At 70.3% G+C, this 26,412-nt stretch carries 23 protein-coding genes; 11 read left to right on the forward strand and 12 right to left on the reverse strand.

The genetic code is table 11. The features are described 5' to 3' along the window. Positions 1–68: 68 nt before the first annotated feature. Positions 69–1,697: an FAD-dependent oxidoreductase gene (locus ACIBX3_RS17515; protein WP_397117990.1), complete on the forward strand. Its 1,629-nt coding sequence runs from the start codon at positions 69–71 to the stop codon at positions 1,695–1,697. Here the strand turns inward: ACIBX3_RS17515 and ACIBX3_RS17520 are convergent. From ACIBX3_RS17520 to nadA, 8 genes are all read right to left on the reverse strand, one after another. Then, complete coding sequence (locus tag ACIBX3_RS17520; RefSeq protein ID WP_397117992.1) at positions 1,679–3,085, reverse strand: ATP-binding protein; 1,407 nt, start codon at positions 3,083–3,085, stop codon at positions 1,679–1,681. The two genes, ACIBX3_RS17515 and ACIBX3_RS17520, sit on opposite strands and share 19 nt — an antisense overlap. Further along, the gene (locus ACIBX3_RS17525) at positions 3,064–4,134 is read right to left on the reverse strand and encodes an IS701 family transposase (protein ID WP_397117994.1); all 1,071 of its coding nucleotides are present in this window, start codon (positions 4,132–4,134) and stop codon (positions 3,064–3,066) included. The genes ACIBX3_RS17520 and ACIBX3_RS17525 overlap by 22 nt, the downstream gene beginning before the upstream one ends. 121 nt (positions 4,135–4,255) lie before the next feature. After that, a complete protein-coding gene (locus tag ACIBX3_RS17530) occupies positions 4,256–5,839 on the reverse strand; it encodes a GMC family oxidoreductase (RefSeq protein ID WP_397117996.1) in 1,584 nt (527 codons plus the stop codon). A gap of 11 nt (positions 5,840–5,850) precedes the next feature. Continuing rightward, positions 5,851–7,359: a GMC family oxidoreductase gene (locus ACIBX3_RS17535; RefSeq protein ID WP_397117998.1), complete on the reverse strand. Its 1,509-nt coding sequence runs from the start codon at positions 7,357–7,359 to the stop codon at positions 5,851–5,853. Further along, the gene (locus ACIBX3_RS17540; protein WP_397118000.1) at positions 7,359–8,051 is read right to left on the reverse strand and encodes an EthD family reductase; all 693 of its coding nucleotides are present in this window, start codon (positions 8,049–8,051) and stop codon (positions 7,359–7,361) included. The genes ACIBX3_RS17535 and ACIBX3_RS17540 overlap by 1 nt, the downstream gene beginning before the upstream one ends. A 120-nt stretch (positions 8,052–8,171) precedes the next feature. Continuing rightward, positions 8,172–9,779: an FAD-binding oxidoreductase gene (locus ACIBX3_RS17545; protein ID WP_397118002.1), complete on the reverse strand. Its 1,608-nt coding sequence runs from the start codon at positions 9,777–9,779 to the stop codon at positions 8,172–8,174. A gap of 13 nt (positions 9,780–9,792) precedes the next feature. Continuing rightward, positions 9,793–11,028, reverse strand: coding sequence for a Dyp-type peroxidase (locus tag ACIBX3_RS17550; protein ID WP_397118004.1), 1,236 nt, complete (start codon positions 11,026–11,028; stop codon positions 9,793–9,795). A gap of 300 nt (positions 11,029–11,328) precedes the next feature. Beyond that, on the reverse strand, positions 11,329–12,486 hold the full coding sequence (gene nadA / locus ACIBX3_RS17555) for a quinolinate synthase NadA (RefSeq protein ID WP_397118006.1): 1,158 nt from the start codon (positions 12,484–12,486) through the stop codon (positions 11,329–11,331). A gap of 158 nt (positions 12,487–12,644) precedes the next feature. Here nadA and erpA point away from each other — a divergent pair, with 158 nt between their 5' ends. Both erpA and ACIBX3_RS17565 read left to right on the forward strand, forming a co-directional pair. Continuing rightward, positions 12,645–12,998 (forward strand): iron-sulfur cluster insertion protein ErpA, encoded by a 354-nt coding sequence (erpA, locus tag ACIBX3_RS17560; RefSeq protein WP_125630793.1) that lies wholly within the window; start codon positions 12,645–12,647, stop codon positions 12,996–12,998. A gap of 102 nt (positions 12,999–13,100) precedes the next feature. Further along, positions 13,101–14,087: a carbohydrate kinase family protein gene (locus ACIBX3_RS17565; protein ID WP_397118008.1), complete on the forward strand. Its 987-nt coding sequence runs from the start codon at positions 13,101–13,103 to the stop codon at positions 14,085–14,087. 90 nt (positions 14,088–14,177) lie between these two features. On the opposite strand, the gene ACIBX3_RS17570 is transcribed toward ACIBX3_RS17565, so the two are convergent. Together ACIBX3_RS17570 and ACIBX3_RS17575 are read right to left on the reverse strand one after the other, a co-directional pair. After that, complete coding sequence (locus ACIBX3_RS17570; protein WP_090930531.1) at positions 14,178–14,423, reverse strand: sulfurtransferase TusA family protein; 246 nt, start codon at positions 14,421–14,423, stop codon at positions 14,178–14,180. After that, positions 14,420–15,562, reverse strand: coding sequence for a cysteine desulfurase family protein (locus ACIBX3_RS17575; protein WP_397118011.1), 1,143 nt, complete (start codon positions 15,560–15,562; stop codon positions 14,420–14,422). The genes ACIBX3_RS17570 and ACIBX3_RS17575 overlap by 4 nt, the downstream gene beginning before the upstream one ends. A gap of 141 nt (positions 15,563–15,703) precedes the next feature. Between ACIBX3_RS17575 and ACIBX3_RS17580 the strand changes: the two genes are divergently transcribed. The 4 genes from ACIBX3_RS17580 (at position 15,704) to ACIBX3_RS17595 (ending at position 19,957) form a co-directional block, all read left to right on the forward strand. Continuing rightward, positions 15,704–16,531, forward strand: coding sequence for a cytochrome c oxidase subunit II (locus tag ACIBX3_RS17580; protein ID WP_397118013.1), 828 nt, complete (start codon positions 15,704–15,706; stop codon positions 16,529–16,531). Further along, positions 16,528–18,189, forward strand: a complete 1,662-nt coding sequence (ctaD, locus tag ACIBX3_RS17585) for a cytochrome c oxidase subunit I (RefSeq protein ID WP_397118015.1) — start codon at positions 16,528–16,530, stop codon at positions 18,187–18,189. Before ACIBX3_RS17580 ends, ctaD begins: the two co-directional genes overlap by 4 nt. Continuing rightward, positions 18,189–18,602: a cytochrome c oxidase subunit 4 gene (locus tag ACIBX3_RS17590; protein WP_397118017.1), complete on the forward strand. Its 414-nt coding sequence runs from the start codon at positions 18,189–18,191 to the stop codon at positions 18,600–18,602. Before ctaD ends, ACIBX3_RS17590 begins: the two co-directional genes overlap by 1 nt. A gap of 143 nt (positions 18,603–18,745) precedes the next feature. Continuing rightward, a complete protein-coding gene (locus tag ACIBX3_RS17595; RefSeq protein ID WP_397118019.1) occupies positions 18,746–19,957 on the forward strand; it encodes an Ig-like domain-containing protein in 1,212 nt (403 codons plus the stop codon). A gap of 192 nt (positions 19,958–20,149) precedes the next feature. Here ACIBX3_RS17595 and trpD read toward each other — a convergent pair whose 3' ends face one another. Beyond that, positions 20,150–21,196 carry an anthranilate phosphoribosyltransferase gene (trpD, locus tag ACIBX3_RS17600; protein ID WP_397118021.1) on the reverse strand — a complete coding sequence of 349 codons (1,047 nt, stop codon included), beginning with the start codon at positions 21,194–21,196 and terminating at the stop codon, positions 20,150–20,152. A gap of 6 nt (positions 21,197–21,202) precedes the next feature. After that, entirely contained in the window at positions 21,203–21,601 is a 399-nt protein-coding gene (locus ACIBX3_RS17605) for a hypothetical protein (RefSeq protein WP_397118394.1), read from the reverse strand. A gap of 196 nt (positions 21,602–21,797) precedes the next feature. On the opposite strand from ACIBX3_RS17605, the gene ACIBX3_RS17610 reads away from it, so the two are divergent. The 4 genes from ACIBX3_RS17610 to ACIBX3_RS17625 are packed head-to-tail and all read left to right on the forward strand — an operon-like array spanning position 21,798 to position 26,039. Then, positions 21,798–22,454 carry a heme-copper oxidase subunit III gene (locus ACIBX3_RS17610; protein WP_397118023.1) on the forward strand — a complete coding sequence of 219 codons (657 nt, stop codon included), beginning with the start codon at positions 21,798–21,800 and terminating at the stop codon, positions 22,452–22,454. 14 nt (positions 22,455–22,468) lie between these two features. Continuing rightward, a complete protein-coding gene (locus ACIBX3_RS17615; protein ID WP_397118025.1) occupies positions 22,469–23,278 on the forward strand; it encodes a c-type cytochrome in 810 nt (269 codons plus the stop codon). Beyond that, complete coding sequence (locus ACIBX3_RS17620) at positions 23,275–24,384, forward strand: Rieske 2Fe-2S domain-containing protein (RefSeq protein ID WP_397118027.1); 1,110 nt, start codon at positions 23,275–23,277, stop codon at positions 24,382–24,384. Before ACIBX3_RS17615 ends, ACIBX3_RS17620 begins: the two co-directional genes overlap by 4 nt. Continuing rightward, a complete protein-coding gene (locus tag ACIBX3_RS17625) occupies positions 24,381–26,039 on the forward strand; it encodes a cytochrome bc complex cytochrome b subunit (RefSeq protein WP_397118029.1) in 1,659 nt (552 codons plus the stop codon). The genes ACIBX3_RS17620 and ACIBX3_RS17625 overlap by 4 nt, the downstream gene beginning before the upstream one ends. Positions 26,040–26,412: the final 373 nt, after the last annotated feature.

Below are 26,412 nucleotides of genomic sequence, written 5' to 3' on the forward strand. Positions count from 1 at the left end.
CGTCAGGTATCGCCACTCGGTCCGGGTAAACGGCGCAGAATGGGCGTCAGCCGATTCTGGAGGGTCGTATGCCCGAGCAGCGCCGGCCGGTTCTGCTGGCCGTCGACGACGACGACCACGTGCTCCGCGCGGTGCGGCGCGATTTGTCGCGCGCCTACCAGGAGCGCTACCGGGTGCTCGTGTCGAGGTCGCCGGCCGAGGCCATGCGCGTCCTCGACACGCTGCGCGAACGCGGTGAGGAGGCCGCGCTGATCCTGTCCGACCAGCGGATGCCCGGGATGACCGGGATCGAGTTCCTGGCCGAGGCCGGCCGGCGCTTCCCCGCGGCCCGCCGCGTCCTGCTGACGGCCTACGCCGACACCAGCGTCGCCATCGCGGCGATCAACGAGGTGCGGCTGGACCACTACCTGGTCAAGCCGTGGGAACCGCCGGAGGAGCGGCTCTATCCCGTGCTCGACGACCTGCTGTCGGACTGGGAGTCCGCGCACGAGCCGCCGTACCAGGGCATCCGCCTGGTCGGGCACCGATTTGCGCCGGCCACCCACCGGCTGCGCGACCTGCTCACCCGCTACCGGCTGCCGTTCAGGTTCGAGGAGGGCACGCCGGGCGACCCGGCGCTGCCCCAGGTGGTGCTGCCCGACGGTCGCCGCCTGGCCCGCCCCGGACACGCCGAGGTGGTGGAGGCGCTGGGCCTGTCCATGGAGATCAGTCACCCCCACTACGACCTGGCGATCGTGGGAGGCGGCCCGACCGGGCTCGCCGCGTCGGTCTACGCCTCCTCCGAGGGGATGACGACGCTGCTCGTCGAGGCGTACGTCCCAGGCGGCCAGGCCGGCACCTCCAGCCGGATCGAGAACTACCTGGGCTTCCCCTCCGGGATCTCCGGCGTCGACCTCACCAACCGGGCCATGGCCCAGGCCCGCAGGTTCGGCGTGGACGTCCTGGCCCCGGCCGAGGCCAAGCGGCTGAGCCGGGACGGCCGGGCCTGTGTGCTGCACCTGTCCGACGGCAAGGAGATCACCGCGGCCACCGTGCTGCTGTCCACCGGCCTGTCCTACCGCAGCCTCGACGCGGCCGGCGCGGGCCGCTTCGAGGGGGCGGGCATCTACTACGGCGCGGCGCTGACGGAGACCGAGTCGTGCGCCGGGCGGCACGTGTGGATCGTCGGCGGCGCCAACTCCGCCGGCCAGGCGGCCCTGCACTTCGCCCGGCACGCCAGCCACGTCACCATGGTCGTGCGCGCCGGGAGCCTGGCCAGCGGCATGTCGGCCTACCTCGTGGACGAGATCGCCGCGACCGGGAACATCACGGTCATGACGAACACCCGCGTGACCGAGGCCGGCGGCTCGGACCGGCTGGAGCGCATCACGCTGCGCGACGCCGTGACCGGCGAGCTGACCACGCACGACGCCGAGCACGTCTTCGTTTTCATCGGCGCACGCCCGCGCACCGAGTGGCTGGACGACCTGGTGCTCAGGGACGCCCACGGATTCCTGCTGACCGGCCCGGACCTCGGCCCGGCCCCGGAGCTGCCCGCCTGGGACCTGCCGAGGCTGCCGCTGCTGCTGGAGACCAGCGTGCCCGGCGTGTTCGCGGCCGGGGACGCGCGCGCCGGCTCGGTCAAGCGGCTGGCCTCGGGCGTCGGCGAGGGCGCCATGGCGGTGTCGATGATCCACCGCTATCGCTCGGAGAGCTGAGCGGCCAGCGGCAGCCGGACCACGAACCGCGTGTCGCCGGGGCGCGAGGTCACCTCCATCGAGCCGCCGTGCCGCTGCGCCACGATGTCCATGCTGACGTGCAGCCCGAGCCCGGTCCCCTTGCCCAGGTCCTTGGTGGTGAAGAACGGCTGGAACACCATCGGCAGCACGTCCGCGGGGATGCCGGGGCCGCTGTCGCGGAACTCCACCACGGCGTGGTCCCCCTCCCGCCGCGTGCTGATCGTCAGCTCGCCCTCGCCGCCCATGGCGTCCACGGCGTTGTCGATGAGGTTGGTCCAGACCTGGTTGAGCTCACTGGGGAAGGCCCGCAGGTCGGGCACGCCGCCGTACTCGCGGCGCACGCGCACGTCGCGCAGCTTGGGCGCCATGAGGGCGAGCGTGGCCTCCAGCCCCTCGCGCAGGTCGGCGTCCCGCTCGGGGGCCCGGTCCAGGTTGGTGTAGGCGGAGGTGCGCCGGACGAGCTCCACCACCCGCTCGGCCGCCTCGGCGGCGTCGCCGGCGAGCATCCCGGCCCGCAGCGCGGAAGCCAGGTACGCCAGCGCCGCGACCAGGACGCCCGGCCGCACCGCCGCGGCCAGCTCGTCGAGCACGGCCCGGTCCGCGCCGTGCTCGGCCAGGTCGTCGCCCAGCTCGGCGAGGTCGTCGAGACCGCGTTCGCCCAGCCAGTCCGCGACGTCGTCGGCCGCCTCGGCCTCGGCCAGCGGGTCCAGGTCCGTCCTGGGGGCGAGCCGCTCCTGGATGCGCCCGACGAGCCGCAGCTCGGACTCCTCGCCGGCGCGGCCCCATTCGACCGCGGCGGCGGCCAGCCGGGGCGCGAGGCCGCGCAGCTCGCGCGTGGCCCGCACCGCGGCCGCCGCCGGGTTGTTCAGCTCGTGGGCCAGGCCCGCCGCCAGCATGCCGAGGCCCTCCAGCATGCGGCTGCGCCCGGCCTGGCGCTCCATGGCGTTGATGCGCCCGGCCAGCACGGGCAGCAGCACCCGGCACACCTGCGGGCAGCGCTCCAGCATGTCGAAGAACGCGCCCTTGGCGTAGACCACGACCTGGGCGCGGCCCACGGCCAGCGCGGTGGCGAGGTATTCGTCGCTGGTCAGCAGCGGCAGCTCGCCGATGAACTGGTGCTCCAGCGTGTCGCCGACGTGCCGGGCGAGCACCTGCTCCCGGCCGCCGACCAGCTTCGTGACCACGATCTCGCCGTCCAGGAGGACGTAGAAGGCGTCCGCCGGCGCCCCCTCGACGAAGAGCACCTCCCCGTCGGAGAGGTCCTTGACCGTTCCCGCGCCCGCGAGCCAGTCGAGCTGTTCGCGGGACAGGCCCGCGAACAGCTCGACGCCGGCCAGCCGGTCGCTCAACCATGCGGGCTCAGGCACAGTTCCTCCGTCTCGCGCCCGGCCAGGCCGCGCAGCAGCCGGTAGGCGTGGGCCACCGACACCATCGTGACGTGGTGGTGCCAGCCCTGGTAGGAGCGGCCCTCGAAGTGGTGCAGGCCCGATTCGGAGGCGACGGCGCCCAGCACCGTGGCCGCCCTGTTGCGCATCCTGACGAGCCCGGCGAGGTCGGGGACCCGGTTGCGGCCCAGGTCGGTCAGCCACATCGTGCGTGCTCCCGCGCGGGGATACCAGTGGTGGCCGGGGCCGGGCCGGCGCGGGCCCGCCTGCCCCGGCACCACGTGCAGCTTCGGTCTGGCCGGCTCCAGCATCGGGCGCGTGGGCAGGCCAGGCCCGGCGGACGGCATGGTGCCCGGGATGGTGCCCGGCGCGACGCGCACGAGGTACGGCAGCCCGCGCTCGGCCAGCCCGGCGAGCAGGCGCTCCACGCCTGGCATCGCCCTGCCGTCCACCACGATGGGCGCGGGCGGCAGCCCCCAGTCGAGCACCATCTCGTCGACGGCCTCCAGCAGGTGGCGCCACTGCGGCCTGCTGCGCTCGTGCGCGGGAACCCGGGTCCGGCTGCGCAGGCCGTCGTCGTCGTCCCACGAGCGGGGCAGCAGGAGCCGCCAGTTGACCGGGCAGCCGCCGTCGTCTCCCACCAGCACGACGGCCAGCCCGAGCTGGCAGTTGACGAGCCGTCCCGCCGAGGGGACGAATTGGCGTGCCACGCCGACCGACTTGGAGCCGTTCTTCGGGAACACCACCTCCTCCAGCACCCACGCCTTCGGGCGCACGGCCTCGACGAGAAGCTGGGCCAGGCGCTGCCGGACGGGCGCCCAGTCCCATGGACTCTGGTTGACGAACTGCTGAAGGCACTGGTCGACCGGCCGTCCCACCACGTGGGTGGAGATCCGGCGGATCGACTTGCGGCCAGGGACCGCGATCAGGCCCTGGACGTAGACCTCGCCCCATCGGCGCTGGTCGGCGCGGAGGAAGGACGAGAACAGATCCTCACAGAAAGGAGAGAGCCAAATCTCCCGCGAATCCAAATCCGAAACCGAATAGATGGCCATACGACCAACCCCTGTTTATCCGAGCGTCCCCCTTTCTCTCATTATCGAAATACTTGGGGCCGGATGACAGGAGCGGTTTATGCTGGCACTGTCAGTTCTATTTATGAGAGCCGATGACGAGGTCGGCCGCGCGTTCGCCGATCATCACGACCGTGGTGTGCGGATGCGCGCTGACCAGCGAGGGCATCACGGAGGCGTCGGCCACGCGCAACCCCTCGACGCCGCGCACGCGCAGCAGGGGATCGACGACGGCCGCCTCGTCCGTGCCCATCCGGCAGGAGCCGGCGAAGTGGTAGTAGGACCCGGTGTTGGCCTTCACCCAGGCCCGCAGCTCGTCGCGGGTGGCAACGTCCGGTCCCGGGGCGACTTCGGACAGCCCCCACGTGTCGGCGAACGCCTTGGTGCGGTAGACGTCCCTGGCGATCTCGACCACCGTGACCGTGCGCTCCAGGTCGTACGGGTCGCCGAAGTAGTTGGCGTTGATCAGCGGGTAGGCCGTGGGGTCGGTGCCCGCCAGCCGTACCCATCCACGCGAGACGGGCGCGATGAGGCCGGACAGGCTGAGGATCACGTGCGGGTCCACCAGCTCCCGCACCGGGGCGACCGGCTGGCCGGTCTGCACCCGGCGGATGACGTTGGCGAAGAACTTCTCGCCGAACGGCGCCCGGTGCACCAGCGCGATCTCCAGGTCGGGGACCGGAAGCCCCTCCTCCGACCCGCAGAACAGCGCGACCTCGGTCACCTGGCCGCGCGGGTCGTCGCCGGGTTTGGCCATGTAGCCGATCGGCCCGATGACCAGCGGATGGTCCTGGAAGTTCGCCCCGACCCCCGGCAGGTCGGCCACGACGCGGATGCCGAGCTCCGCCAGGTCGGCGGCCGGGCCCAGACCGGACAGCAGCAGGAGCTTGGGCGACTGGATGGCGCCCGCGCAGACCACGACCTCGGCCTCGGCCCGCGCCGTGTGACTGACGCCTCCGCGCAGATACTCCACGCCGGCGCAGCGGGTCCCCTCGAACAGCAGCCGGGCGGACAGGGCCGCGGTCAGCACGGTGAGGTTCGGCCGGCCGAGCGCCGGATCGAGGTAGGACTCGCGGGCGCCCCTGCGCCGCCCGTCCTTGATGTTCACGTGATGCCAGCCGGCGCCGAACAGGCCCGCGTTGAAGTCGTCCAGGATCGGATGGCCGAGCTCTGCGCAGGCCTCGATGAACGTCCGCGAGACCGGGTTGCCGGTGTCGGCCGCGTCGGCCACGGTCATCGGGCCGCCCTTGCCGGCCAGCGGGTTGTGCCCGTCCGTCTGATCCTCGAGCCGTTGCAGGTAGGGCAGCACGTCGTCGAAGGACCACCCGGGGCAGCCCTGGCGGGCCCAGCCGTCGTAGTCCTGCGGGCGGCCCCTGGTGTGCATCATGTGGTAGATGTTCGACGTGCCGCCCAGGCCCCGGCCCGCGGCCGAATAGACCTGGGTGCCGTCCATGCCCGGCTGCGGCTCGCTCATGTACGCCCAGTCCAGCTCGGTCAGCAGGACCTCGTTCCACCGCCACGGCGTCCTGACCGCGTCGGTGACCTGCGCGTCGCCGGCCTCCAGCAGGAGCACGGAGGCGCCGGGATCCTCGCTGAGCCGGGCCGCGAGCACCGATCCCGCCGTGCCCGCGCCGATGACGATGTATCTGTAGCTGTCTGCCACGGTCGGCTCCTTCATGTGAGCAGGTCGGCCGCCCGCTCCCCGATCATGACGGTGGCGGCGGCGGTGTTGCCTGCGGGAATGGACGGCATGATCGAGGCGTCGGCGACGCGCAGCCGGTCGATCCCGTGCACGCGCAGCGCCGCGTCGACCACGGCCAGCGGGTCACGGCCCATGCGGCAGGTGCCCACCGGGTGCCACACCGTGGTCGCGGTGGAGCGTACGTAGGAGGACAGGCCGGTCTCGCGCCCCGGCGCGCTCTCTCGGTCGTGGAAGGGGGACAGCGCCTCGGTGTGCGCCAGCTCTCTGCACAGCTCGATCCCGCGCACGAGCGCCGCCAGATCCTCCGGCTCCTCCAGGTAGCGGGGGTCGACGAGGGGCGGGTCGGCGGGGTCGGCGGAGCGCAGGGCGAGCGTTCCCCGGCTGCGCGGCCGGGCGAGCACGGGAGCGAAGGTGAAGACCGGGCCGTCGACGCGGTATTCGTCGGACACGAACTGCACCGGCCCGAACAGCAGCTGCAGGTCGGGGTCGCCGGGCGGGAACATTCCAGCCTCCGCCAGCAGCTCCGGCAGCGGCAGCTCCATGCGCGCGCGGTAGGCCACGCCCAGGATGACGTGGTCGTGCAGGTGCGCGCCGACGCCCGGCAGGTCGGCGGCCACCGCGATCCCGTGCTCGCGCAGGGCCCCGGCCGGGCCTATCCCGGACAGCTGCAGCAGCTTGGGCGTGGCCAGCGCGCCGCAGGAGACGATCACCTCGGCGCTCGCCTCGGCGCGATGGAGCACGCCGTCGCGGACGTACTCCACACCGGTCGCCGTCGTGCCGTCCAGCAGCACGCGCGTGACCGCCGCGCCGGTCACGACGGTGAGCCGGGGATTCCCGCGCAGGGGGTCGAGGTAGGCGAACGCGGTGCTCGACCGCTGATCGTCTTTCGTCCTGGTGGACTGGTACGCGAACGCGCCCTCCTGCGCGGCGCCGTTGTAGTCCCAGTCCTCGCCGCCGGGAAAGCCCAGCTCACGGGCGGCCCGGAGAAAGGCGCGCGACACCTCTGACATCCTGGTCAGGCGGGCGACCTTGATGGGGCCGTCCGCCCCGTGATACGGCCCAGCGCCGTCCTCGAAGTCCTCGGCCCGCTTGAAGCAGGGCAGCACCTCCTCGTACGCCCAGCCCTCGTTGCCCAGTGCGGCCCAGCCGTCGTAGTCGCGGCGGTTGCCCCGGACGTACAGCATGGCGTTGACCGAGCTGCCGCCGCCCAGCACCTTGCCCTGCGGCAGCGGGATCGTGCGCCCGTTCAGCCCGGCCTGCGGGAGCGTGACGTGCGGCCAGGTGACGGCCGGGTCCTGCCAGAGGGAGGCCATGCCGGGGATTCCGGTCTGGCGGATGGCCGGCAGATCGGCCTCGCCGCCGGCCTCCAGCAGGAGCACCCGCGCCGCGGTCCGCTCGACCAGCCTGGCCGCGACCACCGCGCCGGCCGCTCCGCCGCCCGCGACGACGTAGTCCCAGCCGAACGTGCAGGGGCCGGACATCAGCGGCTCTCCGGTCCGATGATCCAGTGCTCGGTGACGGCGAGCCGGTGCACGTAGCGCGGCTCGGCCAGCGTCTGCAGGTCGGCCTCGACCTTGGCGTACTCCGGCGAGGCGAGCGCCGCCGCCATCGCCTCCCGGTCGTCGAACCACATCAGGTGGGCGGCGTCGAGCACGGCCTCGCCGACGGCGTACGCGCCGTCCCTGACGTGGCACTGGAGATAGCGGCGCAGGCCGGGCACCAGCGCGACCAGCTCGGCGTGCGAGCCGAGGCTGGCGATCCTGAAGTCCGGCCGCCGCAGCCCTTCCCTTCGCTTGACCAGCACGATGACCTTGACGCCCCCCGGAGGGGCGAGCTCGGGTCCCTGGACCAGCTCGTGCGCGTCGGTGTCCAGCACGACCGTGCGCCAGAACGCCGCCCAGCGCGGCTCGTCCATCCGGGCGCCGTCCAGGAACTCGGGCGTCTGCAGCGACTCCAGCTGCTCCCGCTCGTCGCGCAGCCAGATCTCCGCGACGCCGCTCCACAGCGGCTCGCCCTCGTCCGGCCCGAACGGGAGCCGCGTGTCGATGAGGTATTTCCTGATCTGGGGGATCTTGCTGGCGTACGTGGGGGCGTGCACGTTCAGCCAGTACTGCTGGAATTCCTCCTCCGTCATTCCCGGTTTGGGCGCGGCGAAGATGAGTTGATGGATCACGGTGTTCTCCTCCGTCACTCGGTGTGTTCGACGCTAGGAGCGCATGTCCGCGACGAGAAGGGAGAGCGGCGGCGTCGCGGTGACAAAGTCAAGTACGGCCCGGCACTTGGCCAGGTGCCGCTACGGAAGGGCGACGGACTGCGCGTGACGGAACACGTCCCGCGGGTCGTAGGCCGCCTTGACCTGCTGGAGCCTGGGGTAGTTGGCCTTGTGGTAGAGCGTGTGCCAGGGCACGCCGGAGCGGTTGAACGCGGGGTCGGTGATGTCCGGGTCCGGGTTGTTGACGTAGCAGCCGTCGGCCTGGTCGCCCGGCACGGGGTAGCCGCCGGTCGCCGACCACACCGAGGCGTACAGCTCGCGCAGCCATCCGATGTTGGCGGCGTCGCCGGCCGGGTCCCGCCACTGGGTCTCGAACAACGTCCAGAACGCGGCGTCGCGGTGCGCGAGCGCCGTCCGGGACGGCGGGACGGCGTTGATCGCGCCGCCGCTGAACCCGGCAAGGGTCACCGCGGCCGCCGGGTTGGCGAAGCCGGTGCGGGTGAGGGCGTCGTACATCGCGCCCGCCTGCTCGGGCGTGTACGAACGGCGCAGGTACGCCGACTTGGACGAGCCGCGCAACGTCGGGTTGATGAAGGACGGGATGCCGGCCGCGATCAGCTTGACCGCGCGCAGCCACGGGAGCCGCTGCGGCGGCTGGGCCGCGACCACCGCGTCCACGCCGAGCCCGGCGGTCAGCGCCCCCAGGTAGTCGCCAAGGAGCCGGTCCGCGCCGGAGGCCGTGGCGTCCACCTGGGTGAGCAGGAAGACGTTGCCGCTGGAGCGGTGCGCCAGCGAGGCGACGCCGGACAGGATCCTCGCCGGTGAGGCAGGGGCGGCGTGCTGCTCGTACCAGGCGCCCCAGTTGGTGACCAGCGTGGTGAACTTCGCCCGGTCCAGCGCGCTCCACGGGATGCCGACCGCGCTGAGCAGCACGTCCTTGGGCGGATTGACCAGCAGGCGGCCGGGGTCGGCCCCGCTCGCGCCCGGGGTGCGGAACCAGAACCGGGTCACGATGCCGAAGCTGCCGCCGCCACCGCCCGTGCACGCCCACCACAGGTCGTGGTGGGGGTCGGCCGGATCCCGCGACGCGATCACCGCCCGCGCCGTGCCCGAGCGGTCCACGACCACGACCTCGACCGCCGCGAGATGGTCGATCACGGCCCCGGACTGCCGGGACAGGAAGCCGTACCCGCCGCCGGTGGCGTGACCGCCGATCCCGACCGTCGGGCACATGCCGCCGGGGATGGTCACGCCCCACTTCTTGTACAACGTGTCGTAGACGCCCGACAGCCGGGCGCCGCCCTCCACCGCGAACGCGTTGCGCCGCGCGTCGAAGGACACCTCGTCCAGCCCGGACAGGTCGATGACGACCTCCACCTCGGGGTTGAACACGAACGGGGCCAGGCAGTGGCCGCCGGAGACCACCGAGATCCGCTTGCCGGCGTCCACCGCCTCCTGCACCGCGGTGACCACCTGGGCGGTGGAACTGACCACGCGTACGTAGTCGGGGGAGCCGACCCAGCGCTGGTTGTAGCCCACGGTCAGCTCCTGATAGCGGGGATCGGCCGGGTACACGGTGACCGGGCCGGCGACCGGCGCCGCGGCTCGCGCGGGGGAGGCGGGCAACGCCGCGGCGCCCCCGGCGAGCACGGCGCCGCCCAGTAATCCGCGCCTCGACGGACCGTTCATGATCGATCCTTCCTCATGATTCGACGAGCCCCTGTCCCAGGTAGCCGCCGGGATCGGGGGCTCCGGGCAGGGCGTAGAAGAAGCCGCCGCCCTCCGGCCGGGTGAACGCCTCCATCGGCTCGCCCTTCAGCCGCTCCTGGGCCTGCCGGAAATTGGCCAGCCTGCGCTGGTAGCTGACGAACACCAGGCCCTGGTCGAGCCCGGCGTCGGCGTCGAGACCGCGCGCGTAGTTGAAGCCCTTGCGCAGCATGCCCTTCTCCGGCCCGGCGGTGCGGGGGTTGGCCAGCCGGATGTGGGCGTCGAGCGGGGTGCGTTCGCCGTCGGGGTCGTCGGCGTACCTCGGCACGTCGGTCTCCTTCTGACCGTCCAGCGGCGCGCCCGACTGCTTGCGCCGCCCCATGACGCGTTCCTGGGCGGTGAGCGAGGTGCGGTCCCATCGCTCGACGAAGAGCCTGATCAGCCGTACGGCGACGTACGTGCCGCCCACGGCCCACTCCGGCTCGCCGTCGCCGGCGCCCACCCACACCACCTGGTCCATCAGCGCCGCGTTCGCCGCGTCGGGGTTCCCCGTGCCGTCCTTGAAGCCGAGCAGGTTGCGGTTGCCCGTGGCGCCGGCCATGGCGACCGGATCCGGGCGGGCGAAGCCGTCCTGCGACCAGGCCGGCGCGAGCGACCCGCCGGCCGCCCGCGTGAGCCGGCGCAGCGTGTGCACGCACACGTCGGGGTGGTCGGCCTGGATCAGCACCAGCAGGTCGCCGTGGGTACGGGCGGGATCGAGCCGGTCGTTGGCCAGCGCGCCCATCGGCGTCAGCTCGGCGGGCTTGCGGCCGGCCAGGCCGTACCGGTCGTCGAACAGGGAGGCGCCGACGCTGAGCGTGACCAGCACCGGCTGCCTGCCCTGCCCGAGCAGGAGCGAGCTGTCCGCGGGCGGTTGCCCGGCCGGGGCGGGCGCGGGGTCGCGGCCGGTCATCAGCGCGTCCATCTCGGCCGACAGCGCGCGCAGCGTGCCGGCCAGCGCCGCGCGGTTCCGATCGCGGCAGTGGAAGGCGGCCACCAGGCAGGCGAGGGCCGGTCCGGTAAGGATGCCCGGCTGGTGCGCGGCCCTGAACGACGCCGGCACGACCCGGCCGTTCCCGGGCGCCTGCGGGGGCGCGCCTTGGTGCGGAGGCGTGGCGCCGTTCGCGGCGGTCACGAGTCCGGCGCCGCCGACGGCGCCCGCCGCCAGCCCGGCTCCCGCGCTCAGGAACAACCTCCGTGACGGCGCCCGCGCGCCTTCCGCCCCTTTCCTATCGTTCCGAGGAGACATGTCGGATCCACTCCAGCTGATCGTCGGAAACACCCTCATGGTGTCCCGGCCCCCGGCTGGACAGCGCGGAAAAGGGTCGGAGTCCGTTAGGTCCGCCTGCCTGCCTCACGAAGAGCGCGGCGGACCTCACGAAGTACCGCCGCCGTGCCCGTCCGCGATCGCCGCTGAGCCGGCCCGGAGGTCGCGGCGGTGACCTCCGGGCCGGTTTCGCCGGGCGCGGCCTGCTCCCGGACGCGGGGCCGGTTAAGGAAGGGCGAGCATGCGGTCCAGGGCGACCTTGGCCCAGTACGTCGTGTCCTCGTCCACCGTGATCTGGTTGACGACCTCGCCCAGCACCAGCGACTCCAGCGCCCACACCAGGTGCGGCAGGTCGATCCGGTTCATCGTCGAGCAATAGCAGACCGTCCGGTCCAGGAACGAGACGCTCTTGTCGGGGAACATCCGCGCCAGCCGCTTGACCAGGTTGAGCTCCGTGCCGACCGCCCAGCTCGAGCCCGCGGGGGCCGCCTCCAGCGTCTTGATGATGTGCTCGGTCGAGCCCACGTGGTCGGCCTTGAGCACGACCTCGTGCCGGCACTCCGGGTGCACGAGCACGTTGACGCCCGGAATGCGGGAGCGTACGTCATCGACGGACTCGGCCGTGAAGCGGCCGTGCACCGAGCAGTGGCCGCGCCACAGGATCATCCTGGCACGCTCCAGCTGCTCCCGGGTCAGGCCGCCGTTCGGGCGGTGCGGGTTCCACACGACGCAGTCGTCCAGGGACATGCCCATCTCCAGCACCGCCGTGTTGCGGCCCAGATGCTGGTCGGGCAGGAACAGCACCTTCTGTCCCTGCTCGAACGCCCAGTCCAGAGCCCGGCGGGCGTTGGAGGAGGTGCACACGGCGCCGCCGTTGCGGCCGCAGAAGGCCTTGATGTCGGCGCTGGAGTTCATGTACGTGACCGGGATCACCTGGCCGGCCAGGCCGGCGTCCTCCAGGGCCTCCCAGCACTCCTCGACCTGGTCGAACGTGGCCATGTCGGCCATCGAGCACCCGGCCGCCAGGTCCGGGAGGACCACCTTCTGGGCGTCGCCCGTGAGGATGTCGGCGGACTCGGCCATGAAGTGCACGCCGCAGAAGACGATGAACTCGGCTTCCGGCCGCGCCGCCGCCTGCTGGGCGAGCTTGAACGAGTCGCCCGTCACGTCGGCGAACTGGATGACCTCGTCGCGCTGGTAGTGGTGACCGAGCACGAACAGGCGGTCGCCGAGCGCCTCCTTCGCCTTGCGGGCGCGTTCCACCAGGCCGGGGTCGGACGCGGGCGGAAGCTCGCCCGGGCAGTCGACCCCCTTCTCGCTGTGCGGATCGGCGCCCTGGCCGAGGACGAAGAGCGGCAGCCCAGTCTGGGTGGCCATGGCCATACCCCCTTATCGTCGAATTGACGATACTCATGATGACACACGGGCGAACCTGCTTATTCCGGGGGTTGGTGGCCCCGGGAATGTGTGGCATCGCCCAGGTGTTGGTAGCGTCATTAGTAGGACGTCGAAAACAGACAGCCGGGTTAGGGAGTCAGCAGATGACGGTTGAGAGCAGCGAGACCACGACGCAGGGCCTGATCCTGACTGACGCGGCCGCCGCCAAGGTCAAGAGCCTGCTGGAGCAGCAGGGCGAAGAGGGTCTGCAGCTGCGGGTCGCCGTGCAGCCGGGCGGTTGCTCCGGCCTGCGCTACCAGCTCTTCTTCGACGATCGTTCGATGGACGGCGACGTGGTGACGGACTTCGGCGGTGTCAGCGTGGTCACCGACCGGATGAGCGCGCCCTACCTGCTGGGCGCCTCCATTGACTTCGTCGACACGATCGAGAAGCAGGGCTTCACCATCGACAACCCCAACGCCACCGGCTCCTGCGCCTGTGGCGACTCGTTCAACTAGTCGCAGGGTCGCCGCCAGGTCCCGTTCGCCTTTGTGCGCGCGGGACCTTCGCGTATTCTCGTGGGGCTCATTGGCTTGCTGACAACGAGGAAGAAGAATCCCGTGCGCATCGCCGTCACCGGCTCCATCGCGACAGACCACCTGATGACCTTCCCAGGAAGCTTCGGCGACCAGCTCATCGCCGAGCAGCTCGACCGGGTGTCACTCTCGTTCCTGGTCGATGACCTTCAGATCCGTCGCGGTGGTTGCGCCGCGAACATCGCGTTCGGCATGGGCTGCCTCGGACTGAAGCCCCTCCTCGTGGGAGCCGTCGGCAACGACTTCGCCGACTACCGGTCCTGGCTGGAGCGCCACGGCGTCGACTGCGACTCCGTGCACATCTCCGAGACCCGGCACACCGCGCGTTTCCTGTGCACCACCGACGAGCACCACAACCAGATCGCCTCCTTCTACACCGGGGCCATGGCCGAGGCCCGGCTGATCGAGCTGCAGCCCGTCTCCGCCCGCGTCGGCGGCCTCGACCTGGTGCTCATCAGCCCCAACGACCCCGACGCGATGCTGCGGCACACCGACGAGTGCCGCCAGCGCGGCATCCCGTTCGCCGCCGACATCTCCCAGCAGCTCGCCCGCATGGAGGACGAGCAGATCCGCCAGCTCGTCGACGGCGCCGCCTACCTGTTCTCCAACGACTACGAGAAGGGGCTCATCGAGCAGAAGACCGGCTGGTCCGACGAGGAGATCCTCGACCGGGTCGGCGTCCGGATCACCACGCTCGGGCCCAAGGGCGCCGTCATCGACCGCAAGGGCGAGCCGTCGATCCAGGTCGCGCCCGCCCCGGAGCGCGGCAAGGCCGACCCGACCGGCGTCGGCGACGCCTTCCGCGCAGGGTTCCTGTCGGGGCTCGCCTGGCAGCTGCCGCTGGAGCGGTGCGGGCAGCTCGGCAACCTCACCGCCACGCACGTGCTGGAGCGGGTCGGCGGGCAGGAGTACGAACTCGGCCAGCAGGCCTTCCTCGAGCGCTTCAGCGGGGCCTACGGGGCCGAGGCGGCCGGGGAGATCGCCGAGCACGTCCGCTGCTACCACCCCTGAGCAGGTCGAGCGCGGCACAGCGCCGTGTCCGCCCCGTCCGCTCTCCTCGCGCGGGCGGGGCGCCTTCGCGGGTGAACGCGTTCGCGCAATTCAGTAATTGCGTCTGACGTGGATCGCCCAGCCGCCCTCGGGCAGCTCGTACGAGCCGACATGGCGATGCGACTTCAGCCTGCACCACGCCGGCACGTCCGTATAAGCGGCCGGATCGTCGGCCAGCACGGCCACGACGGCGTTCAACGGGACGAAGTTGATCTGCTCCGCGAGCATGATGATCGGGATCGGGCACTTCTTCCCGAGCGCGTCGATCGTCAAAGCCGGCTGAGTAACCTCGGTCATGCGACTCCTGCGTCGTGGCGGATGCGGCGCACCAGCTCGGGCAGCACGGCGAGGAACCTGTCGACCTCGGCCGCGGAAGCGCCCCTGGGCAGTGACACCCGGACATTCCCATGCGTCAGCACGCCCATCGCTTCGAGGACGTGCGATGGACGAAGCGTACTAGCGGTGCACGAACTTCCGGACGATACGGCGAATCCCGCCTTGTCCAACTCGCCGAGCAAGGCCTCGCCGTCGACGTACAGGCACGAAAAGGTCACGATGTGCGGCGCCCGGTCGGCGGGGTCGCCGATGACCTCCACGTCCGGGACGAGCTTCGGCACCGTCTCCCTGATCTTCCCGACGAGCTCGGAGAGCCTCGCCTGCTCCTGAGCCGCCTCGGCGGCCATCGCGCGCAGCGCCGCCGCCGCGGCCACGGCGGCGGGCACGTTCTCGAAGCCCGGCACGCGCCGCCGCTCCCGTTCGTCCTCCGGCAGGAACGAGCGGAATCGCGTGCCCTTGCGCACCGCCAGAACGCCCACCCCGGCCGGTCCGCCCCACTTGTGCGCGCTGGCGGTGAGCACCGACCAGCCCGGTGGAATCGGCATCCGGCCCGCCGTCTGCGCCGCGTCGACCAGCAGCGGCACGCCGTGCGCCCGGCAGGCCGCGGCCGCCTCCGTCACCGGTTGCAGCGTGCCGACCTCGTGGTTGGCCGTCTGCAGGCAGGCCAGCGCGGTGCCGGGCCGCGCCACCGCCTCGGCGAACCCGTCGAGGTCCACGCGCCCGGTCAAGCTCACGCCCACCGTCTCCACCGTGCCGCCGTCGCGTTCGTGCACGCCGCCGGCGTGCAGCACGCTGGAGTGCTCGACCGCGCTCGTCACCAGGTGGCGTCCGGCCCTGCGCCTGCCGTGTAGGGTGCCGAGCACGCCGAGATGCACGGCCTGCGTGCCGGAGGAGGTGAACGACACCTCGTCCGGGCGCGCCCCGAGTACCTCGGCCACCTCCGTGCGGGCCTGCTCGAGCAGCAGGTGCGCGCGGCGGGCCTGGCCGTACAGTCTCGCGGGGTCGGCCCAGCCGACATCGATCGCCGCCAGCAGCGCCTCGCGCGCCCGCGGGTGGAGCGGCTCGCTCGAGGCCGCGTCGAAATACGCCACGAGACTCATCGTCCCACTACCGGTGCCACCGGGGGTCGGGAGGTAGGGCAAGGCACCTGCACGCTAATGTGTCTGCAATCAGCTGTGCATCTGGAAATACGAGCGCCCAAGGGAGAGACTCTTGGGCTTCATCTGTGGGGTAGGCGATCCGTGAGTCCGACTCGCCGTACGACGCGGCGTTCGTTGGCCCGGCGCAGGGTGCCGCGCGCCGCCGCTTTGGCGTTGCTGCTGGCCACTGCTACGGCGTGTGCTAATGACGTCCCCGAGGCCGACTGGTCTCGCGGCCTTCTTCCCGATCACATCACCGAGCAGGGTGGCCCGATCCAGACTCTGTGGAACGGGGCCTGGATCGCCGCACTCGCCACGGGCGCCGTCGTCATCGTCCTGATCTTGTGGGCGTCCTTCTTCCACCGCAAGCGCAGGTCGAAGGCCGATCTTCCGCCGCAGGTGCGCTACAACCTGCCGATCGAGATGCTCTACACCTTGATCCCGCTGGTCATGGTGTCGGTGTTCTTCTTCTTCACCGCCCGCGACAGCGAATACCTCACCCGCATGTCGAACAACCCCGACGTGCGGGTCAAGGTCGAGGCCTTCCAGTGGAGCTGGCGCTTCACCACGACGGTCGGCGGCAAGACCCTGCAGCCGGTCGCCGGCGTGCCCGTCCAGGACTACAGGCAAGGGCCCCAGCTCGTCCTGCCGGTTAACTCGACGGTCGAGTTCGACCTGTCGTCGGAGGACGTCATCCACTCGTTCTGGGTACCGGCCTTCCTGTTCAAGCGTGACGTGATCCCCGGCATCCCGGAGGACAACCCGGGCCGGAAGTTCGAGGTCAAGACCCTCGACAAGCCAGACGTCTACGCGGGCCGCTGCGCCGAGCTCTGCGGCGTCGACCACAGCCGCATGTTGTTCTCGGTGAAGCTCGTCTCCAAGCAAGAGTTCGACCAGTACGTCGCCACACAGGCTGGGAGTGCCCAGTGACCGCCATTCAAGAACCACTTCGCGCGCCGGTCAGGCCCATCACCAAGGGCCAGGTGATCGCCAAGTGGCTGTCCTCCACTGATCACAAGATCATCGGGCACCTTTACCTGATCACGTCGTTCATCTTCTTCCTGATCGGCGGCGTGATGGCGCTGATCATGCGGGCGGAGCTGGCGCAGCCGGGACTGCAGTTCACCAGCAACGAGCAGTTCAACCAGCTGTTCACCATGCACGGCACGATCATGCTGCTGATGTTCGCGACGCCGCTGTTCGCCGGTTTCGCCAACGAGCTGATGCCGCTGCAGATCGGCGCCCCCGACGTGGCGTTCCCGCGCCTCAACATGGTGAGCTACTGGCTCTACCTGTTCGGCAGCATCATCGCCGTGTCCGGCTTCTTCACCCCGGGCGGCGCCGCGTCGTTCGGCTGGTTCGCCTACGCGCCGCTGTCGGACGCGATCTACTCGCCCGGCATCGGCAGCGACCTGTGGATCATGGGCCTGGCGCTGTCCGGTCTCGGCACGATCCTCGGCTCGGTCAACTTCATCACCACGATCATCTGCATGCGCGCGCCCGGCATGACCATGTTCCGCATGCCGATCTTCACCTGGAACATCCTGCTCACCAGCATGCTCGTGCTGATGGCGTTCCCGGTGCTGGCCGCCGCGCTGCTGGCCCTGGAGGCCGACCGCAAGCTGGGCACCCAGATCTTCGCCTCCGAAAACGGCGGGGCGATGTTGTGGCAGCACCTGTTCTGGTTCTTCGGCCACCCCGAGGTCTACATCATCGCGCTGCCGTTCTTCGGCATCGTGACCGAGGTGCTGCCGGTCTTCAGCCGCAAGCCGATCTTCGGCTACATCAGCCTCGTGGCCGCGACGATCTCGATCGCCGGCCTGTCCATCACGGTCTGGGCGCACCACATGTTCCCGACCGGTCAGGTGCTGTTGCCGTTCTTCTCGTTCATGACGTTCCTCATCGCCGTGCCGACAGGTGTGAAGTTCTTCAACTGGATCGGCACCATGTGGCGAGGACATCTGAGCTTCGAGTCGCCGATGTTGTTCTCGGTCGGCTTCCTCATCACGTTCCTCCTGGGTGGTCTGACGGGCGTCATCCTGGCCTCGCCGCCGCTCGACTTCCACATCAGCGACACCTACTTCGTCGTCGCCCACTTCCACTACGTGGTCTTCGGCACCGTCGTGTTCGCCATGTTCGCGGGCTTCTACTTCTGGTGGCCCAAGTTCACCGGCAGGATGCTCGACGACAAGCTGGGAAAGCTGCACTTCTGGCTGCTGTTCATCGGCTTCCACACCACGTTCCTGGTGCAGCACTGGCTGGGTGTGGTGGGCTTCCCGCGCCGGTACGCCGACTACAGCCCGATCGACGGCTTCACCGACCTCAACCTGCTGTCGTCGGTGGGGGCGTTCGTGCTGGGTCTGTCCACGCTGCCGTTCTTCTACAACGTCTGGAAGACCTGGCGCACCGCGCCCAAGGTCACGGTCGACGACCCGTGGGGCTACGGCGGTTCGCTTGAATGGGCGACCTCCTGCCCGCCGCCGCGGCACAACTTCACCTCGCTGCCGCGCATCCGGTCCGAGCGTCCCGCGTTCGACCTGCACTACCCGCATGTGTCCGCCAAGCCGGCGAAGGAGGTCGAGGTCTGATGAAGGTCCAAGGCTGGCTGTTCCTGCTGTGCGGCCTGTTCTTCGCCGGTGTCGACGTCGCCTACTGGTTCTGGACCAAGGCGGCGACCGGTCAGGGTGAGCCGGTCGGCACCACGGCCATGGCCATCTCGGTCGGGTTCGCGTTCATGGTCGGCTACTACCTGATGTTCACCGCGCGGCGCATCGGGGCCCAGCCGGAGGACAACAAGCAGGCCGAGATCAGCGACGGCGCGGGCGAGATCGGGTTCTTCAGCCCGAGCAGCTGGTGGCCGCTGTTCCTGTGCCTGGCGGCGGCCTTCGCCTTCGCCGGGTTCGTGATCGGCTTCTGGATGTTCCTGATCGGGGTGTTCCTCGTGATCATGGCCATGATCGGGTTCGTGTTCCAGTACTACCGGGGCAACTTCTCGCACTGAGCCACCGCCTCGAAGCGGGCGTCCTTCCTCGGGGAGGGCGTCCGCTTTTTGGTGTTCTTTAACGGTGCCCGGATGTGGTGAATCGAGCACGCAGGGTAATAAAGGAGGCAGAAGCGGTTCGATCTTGGGCGAGGGAGTCACTCGTGGAGCGCGGAGCGTATGGATCGGCCGGCCTGCTGGCCTTGGCGCTGCTGACGGCGTGCTCGGGGGGCGGCACGGCCGGGAAGCACCCTGAGGGCGCCGCCACGGCCGGGGGAGGGGCGCGGGGCGCCTCTGTGTCGTTCTCTCCGCAGGACAAGGCCGCGGGCGTGCCCACCGACCAGCCCGTGGTCGTGGCGGCCCAGGGGGGCAGGCTGAGGAGCGTACGCGTGGACGGCGGCAAGTCCGGCCCGCTGCCGGGCGTGCTGAGCGCCGACGGCACCCGCTGGCGCAGCACCGCCACGGCCCGCCCGGGCACCGCCTACACGGTCACCGCCTACTCCACGGACGCCGCGGGCAGGCAGAGCCGGGCCACCAGCACGTTCACGACGGTCAAGGCCAACCAGACGTTCGACATCGAGACCATCACCCCGAACAAGGACGACACCGGCCTGACGGTCGGCGTCGGCATGCCCATCATGATCGCTTTCGACAAGCCGGTCACCGACCGGGTGTCGATCGAGCGCAACCTCGTCGTCCGCAGCTCCAAGCCGGTCGAGGGGGCCTGGCACTGGTTCGACGACCAGCACGTGGACTTCCGGCCGCAGGAGTACTGGCCCGCCCGTACGCGGGTGCGGGTGGAGGCGCGGCTGGCCGGCGTGCGCGGAGGACCGGGCATGTACGGGAAGCGTGACGTCACGCTCGACTTCAAGATCGGCCGCTCGCAGATCACCAAGGGCAGCACCGACGAGCATGTGCTCACGGTCCGGCGGGACGGCAAGAAGGTCCGGACGATACCGATGAGCGCCGGCCAGGGCGGGCAGTGGAAGTACTACACGACCTCGGGGATCCATCTGGCGATGTCCCGCGAGCCGTCCACCGTCATGACCTCTCCCGGGATCGGGCCGGGTCAGCCGGGCTACTACCAGCTGACCGTCTACAACACCGTGCGCATCTCCAACAGCGGAGAGTACGTGCACAGCGCGCCCTGGTCGGTGGGCTCGCAGGGCAGCGCGAACGTCAGCCACGGGTGCGTGAACATCAGCCCGGACAACGCCCGCTGGTTCATCAAGAACACGTTGATCGGGGATCCGATCATCATCACGGGGTCGCCGCGGAAGCTGGAGCCCACCAACGGGTGGGGGCACTGGCAGGAGAACTGGAAGCAGTGGCTGAAGTGGAGCTCCCTCAAGGCCGGCCCCACCATCGCCCTCTGACCCACGGCCCGGGCGTCACGTCCGCCAGGCCCGGCCGCCCGCCGCCGTGCCCCCCGCGGGAGACCGGCGACGCGGGGAGGCCGTGGGGCGGAGGCCGGCGCCACGCGGAGCGGTACGCGCCGGTAGGGAACCGAGGCGGCGCACACGCGAAAGCGCGCGCCTCCGTTGGGAGACGCGCGCCGGGGGCGTCGGTCAGGCCGGGCGGAAGGAGGCGCTGACCTCGACCCAGCGGCTCAGGAGCGCGGCGGCGGCGCCGGAGTCCACGGCCTGGGCCGCGCGAACGTACGCGCCGATCATGGCCGAGTCCAGATCATCACTAGGACCGTCGTACGACACCAAGGCGGCCGCCGCGTTGAGCAGCACCGCGTCGCGCACCGGCCCCGTCTTGCCGCCCAGCAGGTCGTGCACGGCCTGCGCGTTGAACGCCACGTCCCCGCCCCGCAGCGCGCCCGCCTCGGCGCGCGGGATGCCGAGGACCGCCGGGTCGAACGTGGTCTGCGTGGCGGTGCCGTCCTTGACCACCCAGACCGTCGAGGTGCCCGCGATGGTCAGCTCGTCGAGGCCGTCGTCGCCGCGGAACACCAGGGCGGACACGCCGCGCTCGGCGAAGACGCCCGCGAGCACGGGCAGCATCTTGGCGTCGAAGACGCCGATGGCCTGGGCCGACGGACGGGCCGGGTTGGTGAGCGGCCCGAGGAAGTTGAAGACCGTGGGCACGCCGATCTCCTTGCGGGTCGGACCGGCGAAGCGCAGCGCGGGGTGGTAGACCGGGGCGAAGCAGAACGCGATGCCGGCCTCCCGCGCCACCTGCGCCGTCTGCTCCGGCGTGAGGTCGAGGCGGATGCCCAGGTGCTCCAGGACGTCGGCGGCGCCGCACGAGGAGGAGGCGGCGCGGTTGCCGTGCTTGACGACGCGCGCGCCGGTCGCGGCGACGACGATGGCGGCCATCGTCGAGACGTTGACGGTGTGGGCGCGGTCGCCGCCGGTGCCGACGACGTCGACCACGGGACCCTCCACGCTGAGCGGCGTGGCGAGGTCGAGCATGGTGCGGGCCAGGCCCACCACCTCGGAGACCGTCTCGCCCTTGGCCCGCAGGGCGATCACGAAGCCCGCGATCTGGGACGGCGTCGCGGAGCCGGACATGATCTCCCGCATCGCCCAGGCCGTCTCGTCCGAGGTCAGATGCTCTCCCGACAGGAGAGCGGAAAGCAGGGTAGGCCAGGTCGTCCGGGAGTCCATGGGCACCTACTTCGCGTTGAGTCGGGTGGCGGAGCGGCGGCGCATGAGCCCGGCCACGGTGTCGGCCACGACCATGGGCTCCAGGGGCTGGGCCACCACGGCGTCGGCCTTGGACCACTCGGCCAGCCAGCGGTCGTCGCGCCGGGCGATGATCAGGCAGACGGGCGGGCAGTCGTAGACCTCGTCCTTGGCCTGGCGGCAGACGCCCATGCCGCCCGCGGGCTGCGTCTCGCCGTCGAGGACGGCCACGTCGATCTCGCCGGAGCCCAGCCACTGGTGGACCTTGGGCTCGGTGGCGCACTCCACGATCTCAACGAGGGGCACGTCGGCCGCGGGCCGCCGGCCGATGGCCTGGATCACCTCGGCTCTGGTGGCGGCGTCGTCGCTGTAGACGAGGACCCTCATCGTGTCGTCGGTGGTCACGGTCGCGCTCACTATCGGTCGTAGCGGTATGGTCACCCTGGATCGTACCGGTGCGCGGGTGTGCAAACCCAGGCTGGCGCCCGAGAGGGGCGTTATGCGGCAATTATCCCAGGTTGGGTAGAGGTTCGTAGCTGCTAACGGGGGGTCGTTGGCCGGACCGACCACCGGAGCCGCAATAATGCTGCCCGTGGCGACAGCATCCGCAATAACTTCGACGACGACAGCACAGTCGTACCGCAGACCCAACCTGGTCAGCGTCGGGACGATCGTCTGGCTGTCCTCTGAGCTCATGTTCTTCGCGGCGCTGTTCGCGATGTACTTCACCATCCGGTCAGTGAGCGAGGGCAAGGGCATCGAGTGGGGCCCCGCCTTCCTCCCCGCGACGGCGCAGGCCGCCGAGGGAGTCGCTCACCTGAACATCCCGTTCGCGACGGTCAACACGATCATCCTGGTGTTGTCGAGTGTGACGTGCCAGCTGGGCGTGTGGGCCGCGGAGAAGGGGCAGGTCGCCAAGCTCCGCTTCTGGTATATCGTCAGCTTCCTCATGGGCGCGGTCTTCATCGCGGGCCAGCTGTACGAGTACAACGAGCTGGCGTCAGAGGGCGCGACCTTGTCCGCTAACCCCTACACCTCGGTGTTCTATCTGACGACGGGCTTCCATGGCCTGCACGTGACCGGTGGCCTGATCGCGTTCCTGTTCATGCTGGGACGCACGTACGCCGCGAAGCGCTTTACGCATGAGCAGGCCACCAGCGCGATCGTCGTGTCCTACTACTGGCACTTCGTAGACGTCGTCTGGATCGGTCTTTTCGCGACCATCTACATCATTCGTTAAGGAACGGGATCTCTGTGACTAGGATCACCGCTTGGCGGCGGCATCCCCTCGCGAGATACGCCGTCCTGATTTTGGCGTTGTCGCTGGTCGGGATGGTATACGCCGCCTTTGTCCAGGCGGGTAAGCCTGCCGACGCGGCACTGGCGGCGGGCAAGGTCGACGACGTGGCCGAGGGCAAGAGCCTGTTCGTCCTGCACTGCTCCAGCTGCCACGGCACGAACGCGCAGGGCACCACCACGGCGCCCACGCTCGTCGGCGTCGGCGCCGCGGCCGTCGACTTCCAGATGAGCACCGGCCGCATGCCGGCGGCCAACCCCGGGGCCCAGGCCCCGCGCAAGCCCCCGGCACGGTGGGTCAACGAGACGACGACCCGCCAGATCGCGGCCTACGTGCAGTCGCTCGGCGGCGGCCCGCAGGTCCCGGGCGCCGAGCAGGTCGACGCGAAGCTCGGCGACGCGGGCAAGGGCGGCGAGCTCTTCCGCGCCAACTGCATCCAGTGCCACAACTGGGTCGGCGCCGGCGGCGCCCTGACCCAGGGCAAGTACGCCCCCAACCTCAACGAGGCGTCCCCGACGCAGATCTACGAGGCGATGGTCACCGGCCCGCAGGCCATGCCGGTCTTCAACGACACGACGATCACGCCCGAAGAGAAGCGCGACATGATCGCCTACATCACCCAGGTGCGTGCGCAGAAGGACCCGGGAGGCTTCGGCCTCGGGCGGATTGGACCCGTCACCGAAGGTCTCGTAGCGTGGATCGTGGGCATCACCGCCCTCGTCCTCGCCGCCATCTGGATCACCGCGAAGAAGCGACAGAAGCCATGACAGACAACGAGCACGAGATCGAGCAGCCGGACGAGCGCGTTCCCAAGCGCGTCATCGGCACCCCCGCGCCGGGCACCTCGATGCTCGGCGCCGTGGAAGCGTCGGAGGCCGACGCGGAAATCCCCGGCGTGACGCTGCAGGACGAGGCGAAGGCCCGCAAGGCCGAGAAGGTCGTGGCGCTCTGCTTCACGATCACCTTCCTCGCGGCCATCGCGTTCCTCGTCTCCTACGTGGTCTTCCCGGTGGGCAGCCCGGAGACGACCGGGCTGTCCAACCTCGCGCTGGGCAGCTCGCTGACGATCGCGATCCTGGGGCTGGCGGTCGGCATCGTGATCTGGGTCCGCCAGATCATGCCGAAGTACTCCCTGATCCAGGAGCGCCACGAGATGGCCTCCGCGGAGGCCGACCGCGAGGTCGTGGCCGACACCTTCGTCCGGGGCGCCAACGAGAGCGGCTTCGTCAAGCGCAAGCTGCTGCGCCGCAGCCTGCTGCTGGCGGCCGCGCCGCTGGGCCTGGTGCCGCTGGTGCTGCTGCGCGACCTGGACAACAGCCCGATGCGGGCCACCAGGTTCAACGAGGTGCTGCGCCACACGGTCTGGGGTGAGAAGAACAAGGAGGGCAAGCCGCTCAGGCTCATCGTCGAGGGCACCGGGCAGCCGATCCGCGCCGCCGACTTCAACTCGCCCGGCGGCATCCTCTCGGTGGTCCCCGAGGGCTATGAGCACGACCTGAACGCCCTGGCCAAGGCCACGCTCATCCTCATCAAGTTCCGCCCCGAGGAGATCAAGTCCGGGGTCAGGCAGAACTGGACGCACGACGGCATCGTCGCGTACTCCAAGATCTGCACTCACGTGGGCTGCCCGGCGGCCCTCTACGAGCAGAACACCCACCACATCCTCTGCCCCTGCCACCAGTCGACGTTCGACGCCGCGGACGGCGCCAAGGTCATCTTCGGCCCGGCCGCGCGGCCGCTGCCGCAGCTGCCGATCTCCGTCGACGAGCAGGGCTACCTCATCGCCCAGGGAGACTTCGACGTGCCGGTCGGCCCCAGCTACTGGGAACGCGGTGACGCCGAGGCCGAGGCCAGGCAGGGAGGCCAGGCATGAGCGCCGAACTCAAGACGGTTCCCAAGGCGATCTCCGGCCCGTCGACCTTCCTCGACGACCGGCTCGGCGGGGCCAACGCCCTCAAGCGCAACCTGCGCAAGATCTTCCCGGACCATTGGTCGTTCCTGCTGGGCGAGATCGCGCTCTACTCGTTCATCATCCTGCTGCTGACCGGCACGTTCCTGACGTTCTGGTTCAAGCCCAGCATGATGGAGATCGCCTACGACGGCTCGTACGCGCCGCTCAAGGGCGTCATGATGTCGGAGGCCTACGCGTCGTCGCTGGAGCTCAGCTTCGACGTCCGGGGTGGTCTGCTCATGCGGCAGATGCACCACTGGGCGGCCCTGCTGTTCGTGGCCGGCATGACGGTCCACATGTTGCGGGTGTTCTTCACGGGCGCCTACCGCAAGCCGCGCGAGCTCAACTGGATCATCGGCGTGCTGCTGCTGACGCTGGCGCTGGCCGAGGGCCTGACCGGCTACTCGCTCCCCGACGACCTGCTGTCCGGCGCCGGTCTGCGGATCACCGAGGGCGTGGCGATCTCGCTGCCGCTGGTCGGCACGTACATCACGTTCTTCCTGTTCGGCGGGGAGTACCCGGGCGAGGACGTCATCTCCCGGTTCTACTCGCTGCACATCCTGCTCATCCCGGGCATCCTGCTGGCGCTGATCACGGCGCACATGGTTCTCATGTGGGTGCAGAAGCACACCCAGATGCCGGGCAAGGGACGCGACAACCACAACGTGGTGGGCGCGCCGTTCTACCCGGCCTTCATGGCCAAGGCGGGCGCGTACTTCCTGTTCACGCTCGGCGTGGTCGCGGGCCTGGCGACGTTCACCCAGATCAACCCGATCTGGCTGTTCGGCCCCTACACGCCGGCCGACATCTCGGCGGGCTCGCAGCCCGACTGGTACATGGGCTTCCTCGAAGGCGCGCTGCGCATCATGGTGCCGTGGGAGATCAACCTCTTCGGCACGGCCCACGCCGGCACCCTGCCGCTGAGCGTGATCATCCCGGCGCTGGTGCCGATGGGCATCATCATGACGGGCTTGGCGCTCTATCCGTTCCTGGAACGCTGGGTGACGGGCGACAACCGCGAGCACCACGTCGCGGACCGCCCCCGCAACAACCCGCACCGCACCTCGATCGGCATGTCGGCCATCACGTTCTACGGCGTTCTGTGGCTGCTCGGCGCCAACGACGAGATCTCGGCGAACTTCCACATCAGCCTCAACGTGACGACCTACGCCGGTCGGGTGCTGATCTTCCTGGCGCCGGCGCTGGCGTATGTGATCACCTACCGCATCTGCCTCGGCCTGCAGCGCTCCGACTCGGCGGTCATCTCGCACGGCGTGGAGTCCGGCGTGATCAAGCGGCTGCCGCACGGTGAGTTCATCGAGGTCCACACGGTGCCGGCGGAGGACATCGAGGCCCACATGCGGGGCAAGGAGCCGGTGCTGATGCTGCCGGTGGCCGAGGACACCGCGGGCATCCCGCCGAAGGGCATGCGCGGGCCGCTCGGGAAGCTGCGCGCCCGCATGTCGAAGGCGTACGGCGGGGAGAAGATCCCGCTGGACGACGGGCACGGGCATGGGCATGAGGACGAGCACGCCGCCATCGCCAGTGGTGACGACGATCGCACCCTCACCCACTGAGAGTGAGTAAAAGGGACCCGGACGGATCTTTCCGTCCGGGTCCGCTTGCTGCCCGGCCATCTCTTACGGCTTCGCCGGGGTTGCCCGCACACGCCGTAGACCGTGGCCGTCCGTCATGGCCGGTCGTGAAGGCTCACGGGCCGCTCGCCGTGACGGAGCGCATCCTGGACCGGCTCCGTGGCGAACCGATCACGACTGGTCCCAGCCGTGCCGGCCGTGCCAGTTGCTCACGAGATGCGGCGACCAGCACGACGACCAGCCCGGCGATGGCACACCAGAGGGGGACGCCGGCCGGACGAAGGATCACCGCGGCCGCGGCGGACACCACGGTCGGGAAAGGCCACCCGGGAGGCTTGGTGATCACGGCGGCACA

Origin of the sequence: Nonomuraea sp. NPDC049480, from assembly GCF_044465905.1 — a bacterium.
Classification (GTDB): Bacteria; Actinomycetota; Actinomycetes; order Streptosporangiales; family Streptosporangiaceae; genus Nonomuraea.

What these genes read in the sequence shown, in the direction of transcription:
- ACIBX3_RS17515 (WP_397117990.1), top strand. Translation starts at nt 69, where the DNA reads ATGCCCGAGCAGCGCCGGCCGGTTCTGCTGGCCGTCGACGACGACGAC.
- ACIBX3_RS17535 (WP_397117998.1), bottom strand. Translation starts at nt 7,359, where the DNA reads ATGTCCGGCCCCTGCACGTTCGGCTGGGACTACGTCGTCGCGGGCGGC.
- ACIBX3_RS17545 (WP_397118002.1), bottom strand. Translation starts at nt 9,779, where the DNA reads ATGAACGGTCCGTCGAGGCGCGGATTACTGGGCGGCGCCGTGCTCGCC.
- nadA (WP_397118006.1), bottom strand. Translation starts at nt 12,486, where the DNA reads ATGGCCATGGCCACCCAGACTGGGCTGCCGCTCTTCGTCCTCGGCCAG.
- erpA (WP_125630793.1), top strand. Translation starts at nt 12,645, where the DNA reads ATGACGGTTGAGAGCAGCGAGACCACGACGCAGGGCCTGATCCTGACT.
- ACIBX3_RS17570 (WP_090930531.1), bottom strand. Translation starts at nt 14,423, where the DNA reads ATGACCGAGGTTACTCAGCCGGCTTTGACGATCGACGCGCTCGGGAAG.
- ACIBX3_RS17575 (WP_397118011.1), bottom strand. Translation starts at nt 15,562, where the DNA reads ATGAGTCTCGTGGCGTATTTCGACGCGGCCTCGAGCGAGCCGCTCCAC.
- ACIBX3_RS17590 (WP_397118017.1), top strand. Translation starts at nt 18,189, where the DNA reads ATGAAGGTCCAAGGCTGGCTGTTCCTGCTGTGCGGCCTGTTCTTCGCC.
- trpD (WP_397118021.1), bottom strand. Translation starts at nt 21,196, where the DNA reads ATGGACTCCCGGACGACCTGGCCTACCCTGCTTTCCGCTCTCCTGTCG.
- ACIBX3_RS17605 (WP_397118394.1), bottom strand. Translation starts at nt 21,601, where the DNA reads ATGAGGGTCCTCGTCTACAGCGACGACGCCGCCACCAGAGCCGAGGTG.
- ACIBX3_RS17610 (WP_397118023.1), top strand. Translation starts at nt 21,798, where the DNA reads ATGCTGCCCGTGGCGACAGCATCCGCAATAACTTCGACGACGACAGCA.
- ACIBX3_RS17620 (WP_397118027.1), top strand. Translation starts at nt 23,275, where the DNA reads ATGACAGACAACGAGCACGAGATCGAGCAGCCGGACGAGCGCGTTCCC.
- ACIBX3_RS17625 (WP_397118029.1), top strand. Translation starts at nt 24,381, where the DNA reads ATGAGCGCCGAACTCAAGACGGTTCCCAAGGCGATCTCCGGCCCGTCG.